Source organism: Pararhodobacter aggregans, assembly GCF_003075525.1.
GTDB lineage: Bacteria > Pseudomonadota > Alphaproteobacteria > Rhodobacterales > Rhodobacteraceae > Pararhodobacter > Pararhodobacter aggregans.
The window spans coordinates 652,560-671,018 of record NZ_QDDR01000001.1 but is presented as its reverse complement, the minus strand read 5'-3'; the positions used below and the strand labels follow the sequence as shown (position 1 = coordinate 671,018).

Sequence of the window (18,459 nt, the reverse complement as noted above, 5' to 3'; positions counted from 1 at the left end):
TCTGCCTCGCTGTTGGGGGTTATTTGAACATGGATTTCGGGAAGGTGGCGATGGCGACGGAGCCGTCCGCCCCGCCGATCGCCAGATGCGCGCCGTCCTGGGTCCAGGCCAGCGCCGTGACCGGCTTGCCCTGCCCCTCGGCCAGCATCAGCTCGTCGCGCTCGCCGATCCGGCCCAGCACCACCAGCCCGTTGGCATAGCCCACCGCACAGAGCGCGCGGCCGGGCTGAGGGGCCAGTACCTCGACCGGGATCAGGCCCGGGCGGCCGGTGGAAAGCGCGGTGCCGCCGTGCTCGCCGAAGGGCAGGTCCGGCCCCTGCCAGCCGACCACGCGATAGGCGCCCGAAGCGATCAGCGCGTTCGAGGCGGCACAGAAGGCCGCGGTCTTCACCGCGTCGGGGAAATCGACGATCCGGTCGGCCTTTGCCGCCGCCAGATCGACCAGAAACAGCGCCTTCTCGGCGCAGCCCCCAGCCAGCCAGCGACCGTCCGGCGAAAAGGCAAGCGTGAGCGCGCTGCCCTCGACCGCGACCTGCACCTGCGCCGTGAGGTCGCCCCGCAGGATCGTCACCTGCCCCGGCCCCCAGCAGGCGATCCGCGCCCCGTCGGCCGAGATCGCAAGCCGCGCCACCGGATGCGCCAGCGTGCTGGTGGCGATCACCTCGCCCCATTCCTCATTCAGCAGCGTGACCTGCCCGCCCTCCTGCGCCACGACCAGCTGTTGCGCCTGCGGCCGGGCGGCCAGCGCGGTGATCGTCACGCCGTTGAGCGTGGCCTTGCGCAGCAATTGGCCGCGCGCGGTGGCGTGCCAGACCTCGGAGCCGCGGGCATGGACGAAGGCGAAACCCTGCTCGCCGCAGCGGACCACCGGCAGGCCGGGCGCCGCCACCGGCCCCTCGCTCAACAGCGGCGCGGGCAAGGGCTGCTCGCGCGGGCGGATCGTCATGCGGCCGCTGTCCAGCTCCATCCTCAGGCGCTTTTCCGGGCTCTCGGCATCCTCCATCCGCAGGAAGGCGAGCTGCCCGTCCTCCAGCAGGGCCACCACCGCCGTGCCCGCGGCATTAGCCAGCACCTGCCGGACCGGCGCGCCCAGCGACCAGCGCCGCGCCAGGAGCTCGAAGAGGCTCGTCGCCTGCGGGGGTTTCTCCATGTTCATCGGATCTGTCCTTTCATCGCGCGGGCAAGCTCGTCATCGAGGCCCGCCAGCATGGCATCCAGCCGGTTGAGGGTTTCGAGACTGTCGTCGAGCGCCCGGTGGCTGGTCTCCTGTTCGGCCCCGAGCGCCGCCGTCGCCTCGCCGTCGCGGTCTTCCTTCAGCGCCAGCACCTCGAGGCCCCGCGCGATCTGCACCAGCCGCAGATGCTCGCGATTGGCGGCGGCGATGTCCTGCGCGAGCCGCAGGCGGTCTTGCAGGATCGCCTCAAGGCTGCGGGCGTGTTGACCGGTCATGGCGGCCTCCTGTATGGGGCGCGGGCCTTCCGAGGAAAGGAACCGGCCGATGATGGACCCCGTCGACACGCGCTTCTTCACCCTGCTGGTGCAGGTTCTGGCCGAGGACGGCCCGCCCCCCGACAGCGAGACCGACGCGGTGACGCAGGCCGCGAAACGCGCGCTGGAAACCGGCGCGCCGCTGGACCTGCTGGCCGCGCGGCGGGCGCTGGACGGGCTGGAACCGGGCCGCAAGGACCGGATCCTGAGCCGGGTGCATGCCGGGATGGCGGGCGATCTCTCGGCCATCTGGGACCAGCTGCCCCAGGGCATCGGCCGCCCGGGCGGCCCGCGAAAACTGCATTGAAAGACCGGGCGCCGCTGCGATGCAGCGTCGCTTTCTGGGTTCGATCAACGGCCCCACCTCCCTTGGACAACCGAAGTTTCGACAGGCCCTCAGTGTGCAAAAAGGGGGATCTGACGCAAATGAATCCGCAGCTTTTCGGCAGTTTTCCGACGATCCGCCCGCGCGGGGCGTGAAAGATGTAACGGAATTTTACACTCGCCTCCGGCAAGCGTAACGCTCTGTGTCACCTGAAATTTTCTGCGATGCAGCAAATCCGCGCATGCGGCGCGGCAAGGCGAATCACCGGCTTGATTCGCCCGCCCCGATCGGCACAGGCTGGGCTGACCGCCGCCAGAGACGGAGCGCCCGATGCCCGCTTTCCCCCTGACCCTGCCGCTGCCCGATGGCCGCCTGCGCCCCCTTGTGCCCGGTGACCTGCCCGCGCTCAGCGCGCAGCTCTCGGACCCCAGGGTCGCGCCCTGGCTGGCCGCCGTGCCGCAGCCCTTCACCCGGGTCGAGGCCGAGGCGCTGCTGGCGCTGGCCGAGGATCCGGCCGAGGGGGTGCGGGTGCTGGAACTGGAGGGCCAGCCGGCGGGCTGCCTGCGGATCGCGCCTGCGCTCTGGTACTGGCTGGCGCCCTCGCAGGGCGGGCGGGGGATCATGACGCGCGCGCTGGGCGCTGCGATCACGGCCCATGTCGCGAGCGGCGGGGCGCCGCTGGTCGCCACGGTGCGCGAGGGCAACGCGGCCTCCGAGGCGCTGCTTCTCCGGCTCGGCTTTTCGCGCGCTCCCCGGGGGCGGCGGATGTTCTTTCAGGCGACCGGCCGGGCCGAGCCCTGCCAGGACTTCCACCTGACGCCCGAACAATGGCTCGTCCTGAACGCGCCGCTGCGTGAGTCCGGCGCCTTCCGCCTGCGTCCGGCCACGGCCCGGGACGCGGGCCTGATGGCCCTGCTGCTGCCCCGCCCCGGATCAGCCGGGGCCGCGTTGTGGCCCGGCGCCGAGGGCATCGCCGCTTTCCTGGAAACCCACCGCTGCCGCCGCCCCTCGACCGGGCTTTTCGTCATCGAGGACGACACACGCCGCGCTCTGGGCCTGGTGCTGCTGGGGCGGGAGACTGCGCTGCTGGTGCATCCCGTGCTGGCCGGGACCGCGCAGGAAACGGCGCTGCGTCAGATGGTTGCGGGGATTGGCCCGTCAGATGCGGCCGGTTGCAACGCATGATCGGGGAACAACCTGGAGCGGGTAGCGGGAATCGAACCCGCCCCATCAGCTTGGAAGGCTGAGGCGCTACCACTACACCATACCCGCCAGGTGCTGCAGGGATAGCGCCTCGGCGGGCAGAGGGCAAGAGCCGCCGACAATCCGGGGCCCGAGTGTTCAGGACGCTTGCAAATTGCAAAAATCGCGCGATAACCCTAGGAACTTCGGGTTTTCCGGCGATGATGAATTCTATTGACGAAACCATTCTTCAACTGCTTGCGGCCGATGCTCGGCGCGCACTGGCCGACATCGGCGCCCATGTCGGCCTGTCGCCTTCTGCGGTGAACGAGCGGATCCGGCGGCTGGTGGCGCGCGGCGTGATCCGGCGCTTCACGGTCGAGGTGGATCCGGCGGCGCTGAACCGGGCGATCCTGGCCTTTGTCTGGGCAACGCTCGCCGAAACCGGCGACGAGGCCAAGCTGCACGCGCAGGCCAGCCAGGACCCGCGGGTCATCGAATGCCATCACGTGACGGGCGAATGGCGCTATCTGCTGAAAGTGCGGGTGGAATCGCTGGCCGCGCTCGAGGATTTCATGACCGAGCTGAAGGCAGCGGGTCAGGTCGGCCGCTCGCATGCGGTGGTGGCGATGTCCTCGCCGGTGGCCGACGCCTATGTGCCACCGCTTGGCTGAGGGGCGGTCGGCTGACACGCCGCGGCCCTGAGGCCGCGGCGCGGGTCATGGTTCAGCGGCGACGGTCGCGGCGCGCCTGCATCGGCTGGAACGCCACCGAGACATGCGCCTCGCAATAGGGTTTGCCCGCCACCGACGGCAGGCCGCAGAACCAGAATTCATCCGTCGCCGGATCGCCGATCGGCCATTTGCAGGTCCGTTCGGTCAATTCCATCAGGCTGAGCTTGCGCGCGGTCTTCTCGACCTCGCGCACCGTGGCCAGCGCCTCGGGCGAGATTTCATTGGCCGAGGGCTGCGGCGGCAGCGGCTGGCCGGCGGGCACGATGGGACGGCGGCCCGGCACCAGCGGCGCCACGACCCCGCCCTGCGCGGCGGCAGGCGCGGCGGGCGCGGCGCGGGGTGCCACGGGTTCCGGCGCCTCGGGCGCGTCATCCTCGGGCTCGGGCTCGGCCGCCGGGGCCGACGCGGCCTGAGGCACGACCGCCTCGGGCGGCGGCGCGGCCTCGGCGGAGGCGGTGCTGGCCGCAGGGGCCGCCGCCGCGGGGCTCGCCGCCCCCTCGGTTTCGCCACCACGGCTTGACAGGCCCAGCCGGTGCACCTTGCCGATCACGGCATTGCGCGTCACCGAGCCCAGCTCCTTGGCGATCTGCGAGGCCGATTTACCTTCGGCCCACATCTTCTTGAGCAATTCGACCCGCTCGTCGGTCCAGGACATCCGTGACGCTCCGCAAGAGTGAAGACGGCCCGGGCGGCGCCAGATGGCACCGCGGGACTGGCCGTCGATCGTCCCTATTCTATCTGCGAGCGGGTGAGATACAAGGAGGCGCAGCCGAGGGCAAGGCCTGCCCCCGCTTCCGGGCCCGCGAAGGGCCCCTTTGCGCCCCCGGCAACCGGCCCCAGTAAGGAGAAGTCCATGACCCATGCCGTCACCCCGCCCGATGCGGACGCCAGCGCCGCCGCCCAGCGCATCACCGCGCTTCGCGCCATGGGCGCGCGTCGCTTCGGCCGGTTCAACACGCTGGGCACCTGGACGCTGGCCCTGCGCGAGATCCGCCGCTTCCTGGCCGTCTGGCAGCAGACCGTCGCCGCGCCTCTGGTGACGGCGGCGCTGTTCCTCGGCGTCTTCTCGCTGGCGATGAGCGGGCGCCCCCCGGTGATGGGCGTGCCCTTCCTGCATTTCCTGGTGCCCGGCATCCTGATGATGTCGGTGATCCAGAACGCTTTCGCCAATACCTCGTCCTCGATCGTCGGCTCCAAGGTCATGGGGTCGATCGTCGACACGCTGATGCCGCCGCTTTCGCCGGTCGAGCTGCTGGCGGGCTATCTGGCCGGGGGCATCGCCCGCGGGCTGCTGGTCGCCGTGGTCATGGTGCTGGCGGTGGGGCTGACGCTGGGCCTCTGGCCCGCGCATCCGCTGTGGCTGCTGGCCATCACCGTGGTGGCGGGGGCGCTTCTGGGGGCGCTGGGGATCGTCGCCGGGATCCTGGCGAACAAGTTCGACCAGATCGCCGCCATCACCAATTTCGTGGTGACGCCGCTGTCGTTCCTGTCCGGCACCTTCTATTCGGTCGAGGCGATGCCGCCCGCCATGGCCGCGGCCAGCCACGCCAACCCGTTCTTCTACCTGATCGACGGCGCGCGCTTTGCCTATCTCGGCGCCTCGGACAGCTCGCCCTGGCTGGGTCTGGCGGTGACCGGGGCGGCGGCGCTGGCCCTGTCGCTGCTGTCCTGGGTCTGGCTCAGCCGCGGTTTCCGGCTGAAGGCCTGAGCCCGCGGCATCGGTGACCGACCTGTGACATATCGCTGCAATCCCTAGACCGGGGCGCCGCCCCGGGCCTATAGAGGGCAGCGAAAGCCATCTGCGGGGCAGCGCTGCCCCGCGCAGCCGGAGAGAGCGTTGCCATGATGAAGATCCTTACCCTGTCCGCCACCGCGCTTCTGTCGCTGGGCGCCGGTGCTGCCCATGCCGAAGGCGATGCCGCCGCGGGCGAAGGCATGTGGCGCAATTGCCGCTCGTGCCATGCCATCGTCGCCGACGACGGCACGGTTATCCAGCGCGGCGGCCGCACCGGGCCGAACCTCTATGGCCTGCCGGGCCGCGCCCCGGCCTCGGTCGAGGGGTTCCGCTATTCGGACGGGCTGCACCAGCTGGCCGCCTCCGAAGGCGGCGAGGTCTGGACCGAGGATCTGTTCGCGGAATATGTCGCCGATCCCACCGGCTTCCTGCGCGCGCATCTGGGCAACAACTCGGTCCGTTCGCCGATGAGCTACCGCCTCGCCTCGGGCGCCGAGGATATGTGGGCCTATCTGGTCAGCGTCTCGCCCGAAGCGGCGCCCGCCGAATAAGCGCGCCACACCAAGACCGTGCAACGCCCCGCCCCGCGCGGGGCGTTCGCGTTTCACAGCCCCGGGTCGCGCAAGCCCTGTTGCCGCAGCGCCGCCATGCGGGCGAATTTCAGCGTCATCGCCTTGCGCCGGGCGCCGGGCAGTGGCGTCTCGGCGCCTTGGCCCAGGATCTCACCGCCGTAATCATCGGCCAGGATCAGCCCGGCCCCGCTGTCCAGCGGCAGGATCTCGGTCGGGAAATCCGGCGGCACGGCCCAGAAGAAGCGGTCGCACCATTCCAGATAGCCCTGCCATTTGCGGTCCGAGGTGAAATCGGCGCGGCAGGATTTGCATTCCACCACCCAGATCTCGCCCTTCGGTCCCAGCGCCATGACATCGACGCGCAGGCCCGGCTTCGGCACCACCTCGTCAAGGCAGGCGAAATCGTGGCTGCGCAGCAGGCGGCAGACGCCGCGCGCGATCCTTTGGCCGGGCATCAGCAGATCATCGGGCATGGGCACGAGAATAAATCATGAACACCAGCTTTCCAAGCCTCAAACCGCAGGTGGAGAGCGGCCTTCCCGGCCGGTTTTCCCCCCAGATCGCCATTGACGCCGGACGGCGGCGCATGCTGTCGCTGACCCGTCAAGGGGAGACGTTTCTCGATGCTGTCCGATCGCATGGTGGCCACCGGCCACGTCCTGTTCCGCTGGCGCAGCTATGCGCTGCTGGTGTTCCTGCCGCTTTTTGTCTGGGCCGTCCGGGACGGGGAGAGCATCGAGGCGCATTGGGGCGAGGCTCTGGGCCAGACGGTCGAGGCGCTGGCCATCCTCATGGTCCTTTCGGGCGAGGCGCTGCGCATCGCCACCGTGGGCTTCGTCCCCGCCGGCACTTCGGGGCGCAACACTCTGGTGGGTCAGGTGGCGTCGGTCCTGAACACCGGCGGGCTCTATTCGCAGACCCGCAACCCGCTCTATCTGGGCAATTGCCTGATGTATGTGGGGGCGGCGCTGTTCACCCAGCATCTGTGGGTGGTGGCGGTGCTGAGCCTGTCGCTGATCCTCTATTACGAGCGGATCATCGCCGCCGAAGAGAGCTTTCTGGTCGGGAAATTCGGCCAGCCCTATCGCGACTGGGCGGCCGAGACGCCCGCCTTCCTGCCGCGCCTTCATGGCTGGCGGGCGCCCGGGATGCCCTTTTCGCTGAAAACGGTGATCCGGCGCGAGCATGCTTCGATCTTCGGCGGGCTGGCGATCCTGTACCTGATCGAGCTGGGCCTGCATAATCTGCCCGCTGGCAGTGACGGCATCGCCCCGGGCTGGCATTGGCTGATGGTGCTGGCCGCCGTGCTGGAGCTTCTGGCCATCACCGCCAAGAAACGCGGCTGGCTGGAGGTCGCCGGGCGCTGAGCCCGGTGACGTGCGATCGTGATGGCCCTTGCCGGAAGCGGGGCGCCCCCCTACATTGGGCAGTGGCGGGTTCTGCTCTTCTCGAGGACGGCACTTTTCCAGTGGCCGATAAGCATTTCCGAGGGGGCTGGCTCTGCCGGGATTCTGGTCCCGGTATCTGGCGCCCACCTGATTCGTCAGGCTCTCGGGAAAACACAGCCCGATACGGTCGCTGCGGGCCCGCCACCTTTCCCTTTTCTCAGCGACCGGCCGCCACCCGGACGGGGACAGGCTGGCCGTACCGGACCCGCTGACGGTGGCCGCCCTTGGGGCCCTGATCGTCCTTGTCGGCCATGCGCATGATCGAGATGGCGAATTGCACCCCGGCGAAGACCAGACCGTTGAAGAAGAACAGCATGAAGGCGGCGATATAGCCGCCCTGCGTCGCCAGCATCAGCCCGCGCAGATTGGCGACGTTGAAGCCCAGAAGCAGGCCGACGAAGATCGCCGACAGTACGAAACCCACCGCCACCTGCCGCAGGTAGAGCTTCACCAGTTTGGGCAGTCCGGGGTCGGGGTCGGGCATCATGGTCATGGCAGGCGCCTCCTGTCCCCAAAGGATAGGCGCCTGACCGGAAAATGCCAGAGGGTCGAATGTCGCGCCCCCTAGCGCTCGGCCCCCTGCCCGATCAGCCCCTGCGCCGCGGTGGCGATGATCGCCAGCGCCAGCCGGTGCAAAAGCGCGCCGTCGCCAAGGTCGGGCGCCTCCTCCATCGCCTCGAGCCGGGTGACCAGCGCCCGCAGATCCTCGCGCGCGGCGCCCGCGCGCTCGGGATCGTCCAGCGCCGCCAGCGCCTCGCGCGCCTCGGTCCGCGCGGCCTGAACCTGAGCCTGCATCGCCCCGAGGTCGGTGCGCAAATCCGTGGCCAGCCCCCGGAGTTGCCAGACCAGCACCACCGCCAGCAGCAGCACCAGCGCCACCAGCATCAGCGTCGCATTCAGCAGCGCCAGCCCCAGCTGTTTCAGCCGCGATCCGGTTTCAGACGGCATTGGGCAGGTCCCTTCCCTCTTTGAAAGCCACGGCATTGGCCACGGCCATCAGCCCCATCTCGGTCCGCACTTCCAGAGCGGCGGTGCCCAGATGCGGCAGCAGCACGACATTCTCCAAGGCGCGCAGGGCTTCGGGCACCCGGGGCTCGAATTCATAGACATCGAGCCCCGCCCCGGCGATCCGCCCCTCGGCCAGCGCGGCGATCAGCGCCGCCTCGTCGATGATGTCGCCCCGGGCGATATTGACCAGATGCGCATGCGGCTGCATCGCCGCCAGCGCCTCGGCACCGATCAGGTGGTGGGTAGCGGGGGTCGCGGGCAGCGCCACGACCACCACGTCCGATTGCGCCATCAGCCCGGTCAGCGAGGTCACCGCCTCGGCCCCCGGCAGATCCGGCAAGTCTTTGGGCGAGCGGGTGAAATAGGCGATCTTCATGCCGAACCCATGCATCGCGCGCCGGGCGATGGCCTGCCCGATCCGCCCCATGCCGATCACGCCCAGCCGCTTGCCCGACAGGTGCAGGCCCAGCATCTGCGTCGGATGCCAGCCCTCCCAGCGGCCCGAGCGCACCAGCCGCTCGCCCTCGCCCGCCCGCCGCGCGCTCATCAGCATCAGCGTCAGGGCAATGTCGGCGGTGGCTTCGGTGACCGCGCCCGGCGTGTTGGTCACGGCGAGCCCCGCCGCCTTGGCCGCCGCCACGTCGATATGGTTGTAGCCGACGCCGAAATTCGCCAGCAGTTTCGCCCGGGGCGCGGTCACGGCGGCGAAGACCGGCGCCTGAAAGCGGTCGCCAAGGGTCGGCAGCACCACGTCGTGGTCGCTCAGCGCGGCGACCATCTCGTCATGCGACAACGGCGCGTTGGAGGAGCGCATCGTCACCTCAAAGGCCGCCCGGGCGGCGTCCATCACCGCCTCAGGCAGGGGCCGCGAGACAAAGAGCTTCATCAGCACATCCTCGACCCGTTGGGGACCGCGCGTTCCGGCCCGATCACCACCACCGCGCCGCCCGCGTCATAAAGGCCCAGCACCAGCACCTCGGACATGAACTTGCCGATCTGGCGGGGCGGGAAATTCACCACGCCCATCACCTGACGGCCCAGCAGATCCTCCTTGCCGTAATGCACGGTGATCTGCGCCGAGGAGCGCTTGACGCCCACCTCCGGCCCGAAATCGACCGTCAGCTTCCACGCGGGTTTGCGGGCCTCGGGGAAGTCGTCGACGGCGACCACCGTGCCGACGCGGATATCCACCTTCTCGAAATCGGCAAAGTCGATCATCGGCCCAGCTCCCGCGAGCGGTCGGCCGCGGCCTTCACCGCGCGGCGCAGGAGGGGGGGAAAGCCCGCCTCCTCGGCCATCAGCACGCCCAGCGCCGCCGCCGTGGTCCCGCCGGGCGAGGTGACGTTGATCCTGAGCTGCGAGGCGCTTTCCGGCGATTGCCGCGCCAGTTCGCCCGCGCCGCAGACCGTCGCCCGGGCCAGCTGCATGGCCATCGCGGCGGGCAAGCCTTCGGCCTCGCCCGCCGCGGCCAGCGCCTCGATCAGGTGGAATACATAGGCGGGACCCGAGCCCGAAACGGCCGTCACCGCGTCCATCTGCCCCTCGTGTTCCAGCATCACCGTCTGGCCGACGGCCGCCATCAGGCTCTCGGCCAGCGCCAGTTCGGCGGGGGAAACGAAGGGATTGCCGATCAGCGCGCTGATGCCGCGCCCGACCGCCGCCGGGGTGTTGGGCATGACCCGCACCACCGGCGTGCCCGCGCCCAGCGCCGCCTCCAGCGAGGCGAGCGAGGTGCCCGCCGCGATCGAGACAAACAGCGTCCCGCCGCCCCCCAGCGCCTGCAGCGCGGGCAGCGCCTCGCCCATCATCTGCGGCTTGACCGCCAGCAGCGCCACGGCGGGCGCGGCGGGCAGAGGGCCGTTCAGATGCACGCCGGTGGCCGTCAGCCAGTCCGACGGCCGCGGCTCCAGCACATGCACGGAGGTCGCGGGCAGGCCCTGGTGCAGCCAGCCCTCCAGCAGCGCCGAGCCCATCTTGCCGCAGCCCAGCAGCACCAGCCCGCGCGTGGCGATATCGTTCATGTCCATGAAAACCCCCATCGTTCGGCCGCAGCCTAGCCGCGCCGGGCGGCAGGGAAAAGCCCTCAGAGCGCGGCCCAATCGGCCTCGGCCGCGGCGATCTCGGCGATCAGCCAGTCGCGGAAGGCCCGGACCGCCGGTTTGCGGGCCGAGAGGGGCGAGGTCACGAACCAGAAGGCCTGCCCGCTCGGCACCCGGCGCGGCAGGGGCGCGGCCAGCGTGCCGCGGCGGACGGCATCGCCCGCCACCGCCTCCCACCCCATGAAGAGCCCCTGCCCGGTCATCGCCGCGTCGAGGCAGAGCGCCGCATCGCCATAGGCCGGTCCCGGTTGCAGCCCCTGCGTCCCGCGCCCTTCGGCGGCGAGCCAGACCGCCCAATCGTCCAGATCCTCGCGCCCCCGGATCACCGGATGGCGGTAGAGGTCGTCAAGGCTGCGGATCCCAGCCGCCAGCGCGGGCGCACAGACCGGAAAGAACCGCCGCTCCATCAACTTCAGCGCCTGAACGCCCGGCCCGGCGTCACGTCCCACCCGGATCGCCGCATCGACGCCCGAGGCGTCGAGGTCAACGAGCGTCACGCTCGGCTCCAGCCTGAGCGTGACCTCCGGGTGGCTCTCGGCGAAGCGGTGCAGCCGCCAGATCAGCCAGCGCGAGGCAAAGACCGGCGCGACCGACAGCACCAGCACCCCGGGCTCGCCGCCCCTCAGCGCGCCCGCGGCGGCGTCGAGCCCGGCCATGTGCTGGGTCAGCCGCGGCAGGATATCGGCCAGCGCCTCGGTCGGGGTCAGGCCGTCAGGTTGGCGGTGAAAGAGCGGGCGGGCGATCGCCTCCTCGGCCTTGCGCAGCCGCTGGCTGAGGGCGCCGGGGGTCACGCCCAGCTCGGCCGCCGCCGCGGTCAGGCTGCCGAGCCGCCCGGCGGCCTCGATCACGCGCAGCGCCGACAGGGGCAGGAGGTTGAGGTGACGCATGGAGGTTTTCTAAACCCCAGCCCTCGATTCGTCAATTTTCAGGCGAGCTGACTTCAGGCAGGATAAAGCCAAGCCAAGGAGGTTCCGATGTTCTGGAAAGCCGTGAAAGAATGCGCCCGCTGGTGGCGCGACCCGTTGAGCCACCCCGATATCGCCCGCATGAGCGAACGCGAGCGCGCCGATCTGCCGTTCGAGAGGCCCGCTCAGGCCCGCCCGTAGGCCCGGGTGATCGCCAGTTTCAGCGCCTCTTCCGGCGGCCGGTCGGCCCAGGCAACCAGCTGGAAAGCCGGGTAGAACCGCTCGCAGGCGGCGACGGCGGCCTGGATCATCTGGTCGACCTGTTCGCTGGCGGCGATCTGGCCGCCGCTGAGCAACAGGCCGTAGCGCCAGACCATCAGCCCCTGCTGCGCCCAATAGCTGAAGCCCCCTGACCAGACCATGTCATTGGCCAGATTGAGAACTTCGTAGAGTTCGGGCATCCGGGCCGAGGGCGGCTCCATCTCGAAGGTGCAGATCAGCCGCAGCGTCTCGTCCGGCGCCGACCAGGCCAGCGTCAGCGAATAGGTCCGCCACTGACCCTCGACCGCCATGGCGATCTGGTCGTCGCCCACCCGGTCGAATTCCCAGGCATGGTGCTCGGCGAGGGTCTCGACGATGTCGATCGGATGAATCTCATCCGTCAGGAGGTCGTGCTCGGACAGGGGCATATCCCGGTCTTTCCTGCTTAGCCTCAACAGACGCCACGCCCACTATTACTGCGGGCTCAGGCAAGGTGCGGCGATCTTTGTCACCGTCGATACTAGATATGGTGGGAGAAAAGGCCATGCCTGTAAAGGAAATTTCCTGTGGACAAGCGACAAGGCGCCGGGAATTCCCGAAATAGCTGGGGATAACTGCGCCCGTGGCCGGATCGCCCGGGGGCACAACCGCCCTGCCCCGGCGCGGGATGGCAAAAGGGCCCGCGAGGAACGCGGGCCCGGATGGTGCGGCCAAGCCTTGATTAGCCAGGCCTCGACTATTCGACGCAGCGGAAGCTGGCTGCCTCGGCCTCGGGCCCCGACTGGTATTGCGGCCAGGTCGGATAGAGGCAGAGCGGACGGGTCACGCTGCCATCCTCCGAGGCATTGACCAGCTCGCCCGGCGCCTGATCCTCGGTCACCCAGGCTTCCAGCACGCTGAACAGATCCGCCCGGTTCGGCATCCCCGCCGGCCCGACGCCGCCGTGGTTGATCGAGGGGAAGATGTAGAAGCGGGCGAAATCCTGCACGACTTCACTGCCCAGCGTCTCGATCACGCGGGTCCAATAGGCGGCGACCTCGGCCGGGGGAACCTCGGAGGCGCCGCCAGCATAGAGGATCAAACGCCCGCCGTGGTCATGGAAGGCCGAGAGGTCCGGGTTGGTCGCGTCCAGCAGGGCCGAAATCTCCTGGATCCGGTCGCGCAGGGCGGGGTCGTTCGGGTCGAAGCCGAAGCTGTCATAAGCCTCATCGCGGGCGAGGATGAAGCGGGCATAGGCGTCGCCCAGACCCCAGACATAGCCGTCATTGGCGCCCTGGTTCGGGGCCGGGCGCGAAGGCTGGGCGCGGCTGCCGGCGAAGCTGCCCTGCCAGGCAGTGTTGCCCCATGGATAGCCCGCATGGCCGGTCAGCCCGTTGGCCAGTTCATAGTCCAGCGTGACCGGGCGGTGCATGTTGGTCACCGCGTCGATCTGCGCCTGCGTTAGGCAGCCCTCGGTCGCGCCCTCGGCGCAGAGCAGGCCGGTCAGATCCGGCGCGCAGCCCTCGAAATCGGCGATCCAGCCATCCGCCAGCCCGTCCTGCGGGTCGCATTGGGCATAGACCGCCTCGGTCACCAGCGGCGCAAGCTCGGGGCTGACCCAGCCCGCGCCCTCGTTGCCGTAAAAGCCCATCGAGGATTGCAGATGCGCGAAGTTGAGGCCCGACAGGTTCGACACCGGATCGCCCGCGAGGATGCCGTTGTAGCGGGTCGGGTGGTCCTGCGCGGCGATCATCGCCTCTTTCCCGCCCTGCGAGAAGCCGATGAAATAGCGCAACTCCGGCGCGCGGCCGTAATGCGCCTCGATGATCTGCATCGCCGCCTCGTAGGTCTCGCCGACCGAGGTGCGGGCGTAGCGGGTGAAGGCCTCGTCATTCAGCGCGAAGGAGGCGCGGCGCGGATCCGCCTCGGGGCCGAGCGGCAGGTTGTCGACGGAATGGCCGCTGTCGCCCGAGAAGGTCACATGGCCCCGGTGCGGGAAGGCGGCGGCTGCGTCGGCGGTCTGCCAGCGCCCGCCATCCTGCCGGGGGATGATCCCGTTATAGCCGCCGCCGCCGAATTGCACGGCCGCGCCGCTCCACTCCTCGGGCAGGACGACGCGCAGATTGATCGGCCAGCCCTCGGGGTCACTCGGCGGCACCTGCGCCAGAACCTCGCAATGGGCGGGCTGGGCATCGGTGGCGGCGACAGGCTGGGCCGAGGTCACGCTGACGCCGGTCAGGGCCTGCGCGCCCAAGGCATCGCAGGCGATCTGGGCCTGAACCGGCAGGACGGCAAGCGCCATCACCCCGCTGGCGAGCGGGACCGAAATTTTGAAAAACATGATCTCTCCTCCAAGGCCGGAGGCACCCCTCCTGGTGCAGGCCTCCCCTCCGGCGTGTCATTGGAGGCCATGTCGCACGCTATGGGCGATCCGGTTGTATTGTCAACGATGTATTCAACCGGAGTCTGAAACGGGCCGATTTCCGCCCCTTGCCGGGTTTATGTATACATTCCTGCCGATCCAGACTCGCGCAGGCGCCGCACCCGCGCATTCATCCAATGCCGGATGGCGTGCCGGTAGAGCCAGCCGCGCAGCCCGCCGAAACCCTGCGCATGGCTCGCATAGAAGGCATCCGGGCTGTCCCAGAGTCCCAGATCGGCGTTGATGCCGGTGCGCTGGATATAGGTGCTCTCGCCCTGCCAGGCGACGCCGGGCGCCCCAAGACACTCGGTCCCCGCGCCATAGCCGCACAGCGCCCCGGCCCCGAAGCGGCGTTGCAGCGCCGAAAGGTAGTCGGCGTCGAGGATGAAGCCCTCCAGATCCAGCCAGCGCCCCTGATGGCGGATCTCGACCCAGGAATGCAGGATATCGCGGGGGGCAAGCGGATAGACCAGCGGCGGCACCACGCCCTTTTGCAGGCGCTTGTCGATGGTGAAGCCGTGCAACCGGCAGGGCACGCCCAGCGCCCGGAGCAGCGCCATCAGCAGGACCGCCTTGGTGTTGCACTGGCCGTAGCCGTCGGCCAGCACCTCGGAGGCCGGGATCGCATCCTCGCGGTTGTAGCCAAAGGCGATCTCGTCACGCACGAAGTCATAGGTGGCGCCGATCCGCCCGGCCTCGGGCAGCGTCGCCCAGCCGCGGCGGGCGATCAGCGCGGTCAGCGCCGGGTGGTCGAAATCCAGAAGCGGGGTCCGGGCCAGCAGCGCGGGTCGGGTCGGGGCAAGGTCGTTCATCATGATCTCCGGGATGGGCAGCGCGGTGGTAATTCCTCCAGTCACTGGAGGATCAAGCCCTTTCTCGCCCGCCCCGCACGAGCGCGTGACAGGGGATAGGCGCGGGCGGCGGCCGGGCGTAGGCTGAGGGCCCCGCACAGCCGCCCGGAGGTTCCGATGCGCCCTGCCCTGCTGCTCGCCGTCCTGCTTGCCCTGCCCCTGCCCGCCAGCGCCGCGAGCTATGATTGCTCCCTGCCGACGCTCACCCCCAACGAGCGGGCGATCTGCCAGACCCGCGACCTCAACGACATGGATGTCGAGATGGCGACCATGTTCCGCCTGCTCAGCGGCCTCTTTGGCATGGGCATGCGCGGCGCCATGCAGGACGACCAGCGCGCCTGGCTGCAAACCCGCATGGCCTGCGGCCCCGACGCCGCCTGCATCCGCCATGCCTATCGCCAGCGGATCGACGCCTTGCAGGCGATCTATGACGGGATCGACCGGCCGATCTGAAACGCCGGGCCTCGCCACAACGGAGGCACCGGCCTTCGTTGGGGAAAGCGAGGAGCGGGCGCAGCCCGGCCCGCTCGACGCTGCCCACGATCCCTCGGACTGCGTGCGCGCGACCGCCTCGCGCCGTGCCGACCAGGCCCGGCGGCGATCCGGCTTGCCCCCCGGCCCGCTGCGTATCATAGCAGCAGGAGCCGGGGATGAGCCGCAATGAAGTTCCGACTGCCTGACGCCGACCTCCTTTTCACCGCCCTGACCCTTACCGGCCTGCTGGTGGCGGCGCTGGCGCGCTGGGCCCTTCCGCAGCCGGGGGTGGAGGCCGCAGGCTATCTCCTCGCCTATCTGGCGGGGGGCGTTCCGGCATTTCTCAGGGCCGGGCGGGAGCTGATCCGCCAACGCGTCCTCGACATCGACCTGCTGATGGTGGTCGCGGCACTGGCGGCGCTGGCCGTGGGGGCGGCGATGGAGGGGGCGGTGCTGCTCACGCTCTTCTCGCTGTCCAGCACGCTCGAGGACCGGGCCATGGGCCGCGCCCGCCGCGCGGTCGAGGCGCTGATGGCGCTCAGGCCCGACACGGCGCTGAGGCGCGAGGGCGCTGCCACCCGCGAGGTGCCGGTCGCGGCGCTGGTTCCGGGCGATGTCGTGGTCCTGCGCCCGGGCGCAAGGGTGCCGGTCGATGGCACCATCGCCGAGGGCAGCGGCGCCCTCGATGAAAGCACCATCACCGGCGAATCCATGCCCGTGCACAAGGGCCCCGGCGCGCCGGTCTTCGAGGCGACGGTGAACCTGGACGGCGTGCTGGCGGTGACGGTGACCCGGGGCACGGCGGAATCGACCGTCGCCCGGATGATCGCCCTGGTGACCGAGGCGCAGGCGGCCAAGGCCCCCTCCGAGCGGTTCAGCGAATGGTTCGGGCAGCGCTATACCGTCGCGGTGCTGCTGGGCGCGATCCTGGCCTTCGGGATCTTTCTGGCGCTCGGTTGGGGCCATGACCTGGCGCTCTACCGCGCGGCCACGCTGCTGGTCGCGGCCTCGCCCTGCGCGGTGGTGATCTCGGTCCCCGCCGCGATCCTGAGTGCGCTGTCGGCGGCGGCGCGGGGCGGTGTCCTCTTCAAGGGCGGCGCCGCGCTGGAGACGCTGGCCGAGGTCCGGGCCTTTGCCTTCGACAAGACCGGCACGCTGACCACCGGCAGGGCCGAGGTGACGGGAATCTGGACGCCGGACGGGAACGAGGCCGGGTTCCTGAGCGCGCTGGCGGGGCTGGAGGCGCAATCCGAGCACCCGATCGGCCGCGCGGTCCGGGCCGAGGCCCAGCGCCGGGGCCTGTCGCCTGCCCCGGTGACGGCGGTGCATTCCGCCCCTTCCGAGGGGATCGAGGGGCGGGATGCGGAGGGCACGCTCTGGGCCGGGAACGCCCGGATGGTGGCCCGGCGCGGCGCTGGATCGGACGCCCCGGCCCTCGCCGCACTGGCCGAGGGGGCCGAGACGCTGATCTATGCCGGGCGCGGCGAGCGGCTCCTCGGCGCGGTGACGGTGGCCGACCGGCCGCGCGTCACCTCGGCCGCGGGGCTGAGGGCGCTGCGCGCGGGCGGCGTCACCGAACGGGCGATGATGACCGGCGACCGGCGGGCCGTGGCGCTGAGGATCGGCGCCGAGCTGGGCCTGCGCCCGGACGAGATCCACGCCGACCTCCTGCCCGGCGACAAGGTGCGGCTCATCGCGGCGATGACCGAACGCGGCAAGGTGGCTTTCGTCGGCGACGGGGTGAACGATGCGGCGGCACTGGCGCGGGCCGATGTCGGCATCGCCATGGGCGCGGCGGGCTCCGAGGTGGCGTTGCAGGCCGCCGATGTGGCGCTGCTGAGCGAGGACATGACCCGTCTGGCCGAGGCCCACCGGCTGGCCCGCCGCACCGCCCGGATCGTCAGGCAGAACCTGACCTTCGCGCTGGGGGCCATGGCGGTGCTGGTGACCGGCGGGCTGTTCTTCGAGCTGCCCTTGCCCCTGGCGGTGATCGGACACGAAGGCGGCACGGTGCTGGTGGTGCTGAACGGGCTGCGGCTGCTGGCCGACCCGATCCGCAGCGACCGCCGGGGGCGCTGAGGCTCAGCCGGGCATCAGCACCCTGACGCCCTCGATCCCCGCCAGATCGCCCCATTCCGTGGCATAGCCCGCATCGAGTTCCTGCAGCCGCACCCGCGCCCAGGCCGGCAACCCGGCGGCCGGGTCGGGATCGGGCGCCGCCCCGTAGCGGCGGGCGAAGACCCCGGCCACCTGCCGCAACTGCCCGGCGCTGGCGGGCGGCGCCTCGGCGCTGGCCAGATAGCGGGTGAGCCGCAGCCGCGCCTCGGCCCCCAGCCCGGCGGCGGCGAAATCCAGCAGGCCCGCGGGCGGCAGGGGCGCGCGATTGCCGACGATCTCGGCCAGCACTCCGGGCCAGACCTGCGGCAGATCCTCGTGCCGCCAGGCCAGCAGCGAGGCGCCCGGCGTCTGGCGGCGGATCGTCCCGGCCAGCCGCGACCAGGGCAGCGTATCGTCGGTCAGCAGCGGCACCAGCGTCTCGACCGCGCCTGCATCGTCGGGCAGGATCGCCGGGATCACGCCCGAGGCCTTGCGCACCGCCAGCAGGAAGCTGAGCCCGGTGCGGGGAAAGAGCGTGCGCAGCCCATAAAGGCGGCGCGCCACGTCGCGGGTGTAAAAGCCGTCGGGCGCCAGCACATCGGCGACGCTGCCCAGAAGCCCCGGGGCGCTGACCACCATGCGCCGCCGCTGACCGGTGGCGCCAAGGCCCCTGAGCAGCGCCTCCTCGCGCGTCAGCGGGTCGGCGTCGCGCTGGAGATCCAGCGCCTCGGAGATACGCGCCAGGAACAGGCGCGGCGGCGGGGCGGCGATCCCCTCGGCCTCGAGCGCGGCGCGGTTCTGGGCGATCCAGGCCGCGACTTGCCCCCGGTCAGTGCCATGCGCGCCGATATGGAGGACAAGGCGCACTCTGCTGCGTCC

General features: G+C 70.5%; 23 protein-coding genes and 1 tRNA gene. 9 read left to right on the top strand and 15 right to left on the bottom strand.

Features of this window, described 5'->3' with window-relative positions; translation table 11 throughout:
* Positions 1-19 precede the first annotated feature (19 nt).
* Both DDE23_RS03335 and DDE23_RS03330 read right to left on the bottom strand, forming a co-directional pair.
* Positions 20-1,156, bottom strand: a complete 1,137-nt coding sequence (locus DDE23_RS03335) for a WD40 repeat domain-containing protein (RefSeq protein WP_107749945.1) — start codon at positions 1,154-1,156, stop codon at positions 20-22.
* Entirely contained in the window at positions 1,153-1,449 is a 297-nt protein-coding gene (locus DDE23_RS03330; protein WP_107749944.1) for a hypothetical protein, read from the bottom strand. The genes DDE23_RS03335 and DDE23_RS03330 overlap by 4 nt, the downstream gene beginning before the upstream one ends.
* 49 nt (positions 1,450-1,498) lie before the next feature.
* Between DDE23_RS03330 and DDE23_RS03325 the strand changes: the two genes are divergently transcribed.
* Together DDE23_RS03325 and DDE23_RS03320 are read left to right on the top strand one after the other, a co-directional pair.
* Positions 1,499-1,795, top strand: a complete 297-nt coding sequence (locus DDE23_RS03325) for a hypothetical protein (RefSeq protein WP_107749943.1) — start codon at positions 1,499-1,501, stop codon at positions 1,793-1,795.
* Positions 1,796-2,143: 348 nt separating this feature from the next.
* Positions 2,144-2,998: a GNAT family N-acetyltransferase gene (locus tag DDE23_RS03320; RefSeq protein ID WP_107749942.1), complete on the top strand. Its 855-nt coding sequence runs from the start codon at positions 2,144-2,146 to the stop codon at positions 2,996-2,998.
* Between the two features lie 13 nt (positions 2,999-3,011).
* Here the strand turns inward: DDE23_RS03320 and DDE23_RS03315 are convergent.
* Positions 3,012-3,085, bottom strand: a tRNA-Gly gene (locus DDE23_RS03315).
* 131 nt (positions 3,086-3,216) lie between these two features.
* Between DDE23_RS03315 and DDE23_RS03310 the strand changes: the two genes are divergently transcribed.
* On the top strand, positions 3,217-3,669 hold the full coding sequence (locus tag DDE23_RS03310; RefSeq protein WP_202863202.1) for an Lrp/AsnC family transcriptional regulator: 453 nt from the start codon (positions 3,217-3,219) through the stop codon (positions 3,667-3,669).
* A 52-nt stretch (positions 3,670-3,721) separates the two neighbouring features.
* Here DDE23_RS03310 and DDE23_RS03305 read toward each other — a convergent pair whose 3' ends face one another.
* The gene (locus DDE23_RS03305) at positions 3,722-4,384 is read right to left on the bottom strand and encodes a GcrA family cell cycle regulator (protein WP_107749941.1); all 663 of its coding nucleotides are present in this window, start codon (positions 4,382-4,384) and stop codon (positions 3,722-3,724) included.
* 270 nt (positions 4,385-4,654) lie between these two features.
* Here DDE23_RS03305 and DDE23_RS03300 point away from each other — a divergent pair, with 270 nt between their 5' ends.
* On the top strand, positions 4,655-5,437 hold the full coding sequence (locus tag DDE23_RS03300; RefSeq protein ID WP_107750234.1) for an ABC transporter permease: 783 nt from the start codon (positions 4,655-4,657) through the stop codon (positions 5,435-5,437).
* Between the two features lie 134 nt (positions 5,438-5,571).
* On the top strand, positions 5,572-6,015 hold the full coding sequence (locus tag DDE23_RS03295; protein ID WP_107749940.1) for a c-type cytochrome: 444 nt from the start codon (positions 5,572-5,574) through the stop codon (positions 6,013-6,015).
* Positions 6,016-6,068: 53 nt separating this feature from the next.
* Here the strand turns inward: DDE23_RS03295 and DDE23_RS03290 are convergent, their stop codons facing one another.
* Positions 6,069-6,509: an MmcB family DNA repair protein gene (locus DDE23_RS03290; protein WP_107749939.1), complete on the bottom strand. Its 441-nt coding sequence runs from the start codon at positions 6,507-6,509 to the stop codon at positions 6,069-6,071.
* Between the two features lie 150 nt (positions 6,510-6,659).
* On the opposite strand from DDE23_RS03290, the gene DDE23_RS03285 reads away from it, so the two are divergent.
* Complete coding sequence (locus DDE23_RS03285) at positions 6,660-7,403, top strand: methyltransferase family protein (protein WP_107749938.1); 744 nt, start codon at positions 6,660-6,662, stop codon at positions 7,401-7,403.
* A gap of 238 nt (positions 7,404-7,641) precedes the next feature.
* Here DDE23_RS03285 and DDE23_RS03280 read toward each other — a convergent pair whose 3' ends face one another.
* The 6 genes from DDE23_RS03280 to DDE23_RS03255 form a co-directional block, all read right to left on the bottom strand.
* The gene (locus DDE23_RS03280; RefSeq protein WP_337589824.1) at positions 7,642-7,977 is read right to left on the bottom strand and encodes a hypothetical protein; all 336 of its coding nucleotides are present in this window, start codon (positions 7,975-7,977) and stop codon (positions 7,642-7,644) included.
* A gap of 71 nt (positions 7,978-8,048) precedes the next feature.
* On the bottom strand, positions 8,049-8,432 hold the full coding sequence (locus DDE23_RS03275; RefSeq protein ID WP_107749937.1) for a hypothetical protein: 384 nt from the start codon (positions 8,430-8,432) through the stop codon (positions 8,049-8,051).
* On the bottom strand, positions 8,422-9,378 hold the full coding sequence (locus tag DDE23_RS03270) for a 2-hydroxyacid dehydrogenase (protein WP_107749936.1): 957 nt from the start codon (positions 9,376-9,378) through the stop codon (positions 8,422-8,424). Before DDE23_RS03270 ends, DDE23_RS03275 begins: the two co-directional genes overlap by 11 nt.
* Positions 9,378-9,710, bottom strand: coding sequence for a tRNA-binding protein (locus DDE23_RS03265; protein WP_107749935.1), 333 nt, complete (start codon positions 9,708-9,710; stop codon positions 9,378-9,380). Before DDE23_RS03265 ends, DDE23_RS03270 begins: the two co-directional genes overlap by 1 nt.
* The gene (gene proC, locus DDE23_RS03260; protein WP_107749934.1) at positions 9,707-10,519 is read right to left on the bottom strand and encodes a pyrroline-5-carboxylate reductase; all 813 of its coding nucleotides are present in this window, start codon (positions 10,517-10,519) and stop codon (positions 9,707-9,709) included. Before proC ends, DDE23_RS03265 begins: the two co-directional genes overlap by 4 nt.
* A 56-nt stretch (positions 10,520-10,575) precedes the next feature.
* On the bottom strand, positions 10,576-11,478 hold the full coding sequence (locus DDE23_RS03255) for a LysR substrate-binding domain-containing protein (RefSeq protein ID WP_107749933.1): 903 nt from the start codon (positions 11,476-11,478) through the stop codon (positions 10,576-10,578).
* 87 nt (positions 11,479-11,565) lie between these two features.
* Here DDE23_RS03255 and DDE23_RS25675 point away from each other — a divergent pair, with 87 nt between their 5' ends.
* Complete coding sequence (locus tag DDE23_RS25675) at positions 11,566-11,697, top strand: hypothetical protein (RefSeq protein ID WP_272947867.1); 132 nt, start codon at positions 11,566-11,568, stop codon at positions 11,695-11,697.
* On the opposite strand, the gene DDE23_RS03250 is transcribed toward DDE23_RS25675, so the two are convergent.
* From DDE23_RS03250 to DDE23_RS03240, 3 genes are all read right to left on the bottom strand, one after another.
* The gene (locus tag DDE23_RS03250; RefSeq protein ID WP_107749932.1) at positions 11,682-12,185 is read right to left on the bottom strand and encodes a type III secretion system chaperone family protein; all 504 of its coding nucleotides are present in this window, start codon (positions 12,183-12,185) and stop codon (positions 11,682-11,684) included. The genes DDE23_RS25675 and DDE23_RS03250 overlap by 16 nt on opposite strands.
* A 308-nt stretch (positions 12,186-12,493) precedes the next feature.
* Entirely contained in the window at positions 12,494-14,077 is a 1,584-nt protein-coding gene (locus DDE23_RS03245; RefSeq protein ID WP_107749931.1) for a tannase/feruloyl esterase family alpha/beta hydrolase, read from the bottom strand.
* A 158-nt stretch (positions 14,078-14,235) separates the two neighbouring features.
* Positions 14,236-14,970, bottom strand: coding sequence for a transglutaminase-like domain-containing protein (locus tag DDE23_RS03240; RefSeq protein WP_107749930.1), 735 nt, complete (start codon positions 14,968-14,970; stop codon positions 14,236-14,238).
* 156 nt (positions 14,971-15,126) lie between these two features.
* On the opposite strand from DDE23_RS03240, the gene DDE23_RS03235 reads away from it, so the two are divergent.
* Together DDE23_RS03235 and DDE23_RS03230 are read left to right on the top strand one after the other, a co-directional pair.
* Positions 15,127-15,462 (top strand): lysozyme inhibitor LprI family protein, encoded by a 336-nt coding sequence (locus DDE23_RS03235; RefSeq protein ID WP_107749929.1) that lies wholly within the window; start codon positions 15,127-15,129, stop codon positions 15,460-15,462.
* Positions 15,463-15,669: 207 nt separating this feature from the next.
* Positions 15,670-17,562 carry a heavy metal translocating P-type ATPase gene (locus tag DDE23_RS03230; RefSeq protein ID WP_107749928.1) on the top strand — a complete coding sequence of 631 codons (1,893 nt, stop codon included), beginning with the start codon at positions 15,670-15,672 and terminating at the stop codon, positions 17,560-17,562.
* A gap of 3 nt (positions 17,563-17,565) precedes the next feature.
* On the opposite strand, the gene DDE23_RS03225 is transcribed toward DDE23_RS03230, so the two are convergent.
* Positions 17,566-18,447: a hypothetical protein gene (locus DDE23_RS03225; RefSeq protein WP_107749927.1), complete on the bottom strand. Its 882-nt coding sequence runs from the start codon at positions 18,445-18,447 to the stop codon at positions 17,566-17,568.
* Positions 18,448-18,459: the final 12 nt, after the last annotated feature.

What these genes read in the sequence shown, in the direction of transcription:
- DDE23_RS03335 (WP_107749945.1), bottom strand. Translation starts at nt 1,156, where the DNA reads ATGAACATGGAGAAACCCCCGCAGGCGACGAGCCTCTTCGAGCTCCTG.
- DDE23_RS03330 (WP_107749944.1), bottom strand. Translation starts at nt 1,449, where the DNA reads ATGACCGGTCAACACGCCCGCAGCCTTGAGGCGATCCTGCAAGACCGC.
- DDE23_RS03325 (WP_107749943.1), top strand. Translation starts at nt 1,499, where the DNA reads ATGATGGACCCCGTCGACACGCGCTTCTTCACCCTGCTGGTGCAGGTT.
- DDE23_RS03320 (WP_107749942.1), top strand. Translation starts at nt 2,144, where the DNA reads ATGCCCGCTTTCCCCCTGACCCTGCCGCTGCCCGATGGCCGCCTGCGC.
- DDE23_RS03310 (WP_202863202.1), top strand. Translation starts at nt 3,217, where the DNA reads ATGATGAATTCTATTGACGAAACCATTCTTCAACTGCTTGCGGCCGAT.
- DDE23_RS03305 (WP_107749941.1), bottom strand. Translation starts at nt 4,384, where the DNA reads ATGTCCTGGACCGACGAGCGGGTCGAATTGCTCAAGAAGATGTGGGCC.
- DDE23_RS03300 (WP_107750234.1), top strand. Translation starts at nt 4,655, where the DNA reads ATGGGCGCGCGTCGCTTCGGCCGGTTCAACACGCTGGGCACCTGGACG.
- DDE23_RS03295 (WP_107749940.1), top strand. Translation starts at nt 5,572, where the DNA reads ATGATGAAGATCCTTACCCTGTCCGCCACCGCGCTTCTGTCGCTGGGC.
- DDE23_RS03290 (WP_107749939.1), bottom strand. Translation starts at nt 6,509, where the DNA reads ATGCCCGATGATCTGCTGATGCCCGGCCAAAGGATCGCGCGCGGCGTC.
- DDE23_RS03285 (WP_107749938.1), top strand. Translation starts at nt 6,660, where the DNA reads ATGCTGTCCGATCGCATGGTGGCCACCGGCCACGTCCTGTTCCGCTGG.
- DDE23_RS03280 (WP_337589824.1), bottom strand. Translation starts at nt 7,977, where the DNA reads ATGACCATGATGCCCGACCCCGACCCCGGACTGCCCAAACTGGTGAAG.
- DDE23_RS03275 (WP_107749937.1), bottom strand. Translation starts at nt 8,432, where the DNA reads ATGCCGTCTGAAACCGGATCGCGGCTGAAACAGCTGGGGCTGGCGCTG.
- DDE23_RS03270 (WP_107749936.1), bottom strand. Translation starts at nt 9,378, where the DNA reads ATGAAGCTCTTTGTCTCGCGGCCCCTGCCTGAGGCGGTGATGGACGCC.
- DDE23_RS03265 (WP_107749935.1), bottom strand. Translation starts at nt 9,710, where the DNA reads ATGATCGACTTTGCCGATTTCGAGAAGGTGGATATCCGCGTCGGCACG.
- proC (WP_107749934.1), bottom strand. Translation starts at nt 10,519, where the DNA reads ATGGACATGAACGATATCGCCACGCGCGGGCTGGTGCTGCTGGGCTGC.
- DDE23_RS03255 (WP_107749933.1), bottom strand. Translation starts at nt 11,478, where the DNA reads ATGCGTCACCTCAACCTCCTGCCCCTGTCGGCGCTGCGCGTGATCGAG.
- DDE23_RS25675 (WP_272947867.1), top strand. Translation starts at nt 11,566, where the DNA reads ATGTTCTGGAAAGCCGTGAAAGAATGCGCCCGCTGGTGGCGCGACCCG.
- DDE23_RS03250 (WP_107749932.1), bottom strand. Translation starts at nt 12,185, where the DNA reads ATGCCCCTGTCCGAGCACGACCTCCTGACGGATGAGATTCATCCGATC.
- DDE23_RS03245 (WP_107749931.1), bottom strand. Translation starts at nt 14,077, where the DNA reads ATGTTTTTCAAAATTTCGGTCCCGCTCGCCAGCGGGGTGATGGCGCTT.
- DDE23_RS03240 (WP_107749930.1), bottom strand. Translation starts at nt 14,970, where the DNA reads ATGAACGACCTTGCCCCGACCCGACCCGCGCTGCTGGCCCGGACCCCG.
- DDE23_RS03235 (WP_107749929.1), top strand. Translation starts at nt 15,127, where the DNA reads ATGCGCCCTGCCCTGCTGCTCGCCGTCCTGCTTGCCCTGCCCCTGCCC.
- DDE23_RS03230 (WP_107749928.1), top strand. Translation starts at nt 15,670, where the DNA reads ATGAAGTTCCGACTGCCTGACGCCGACCTCCTTTTCACCGCCCTGACC.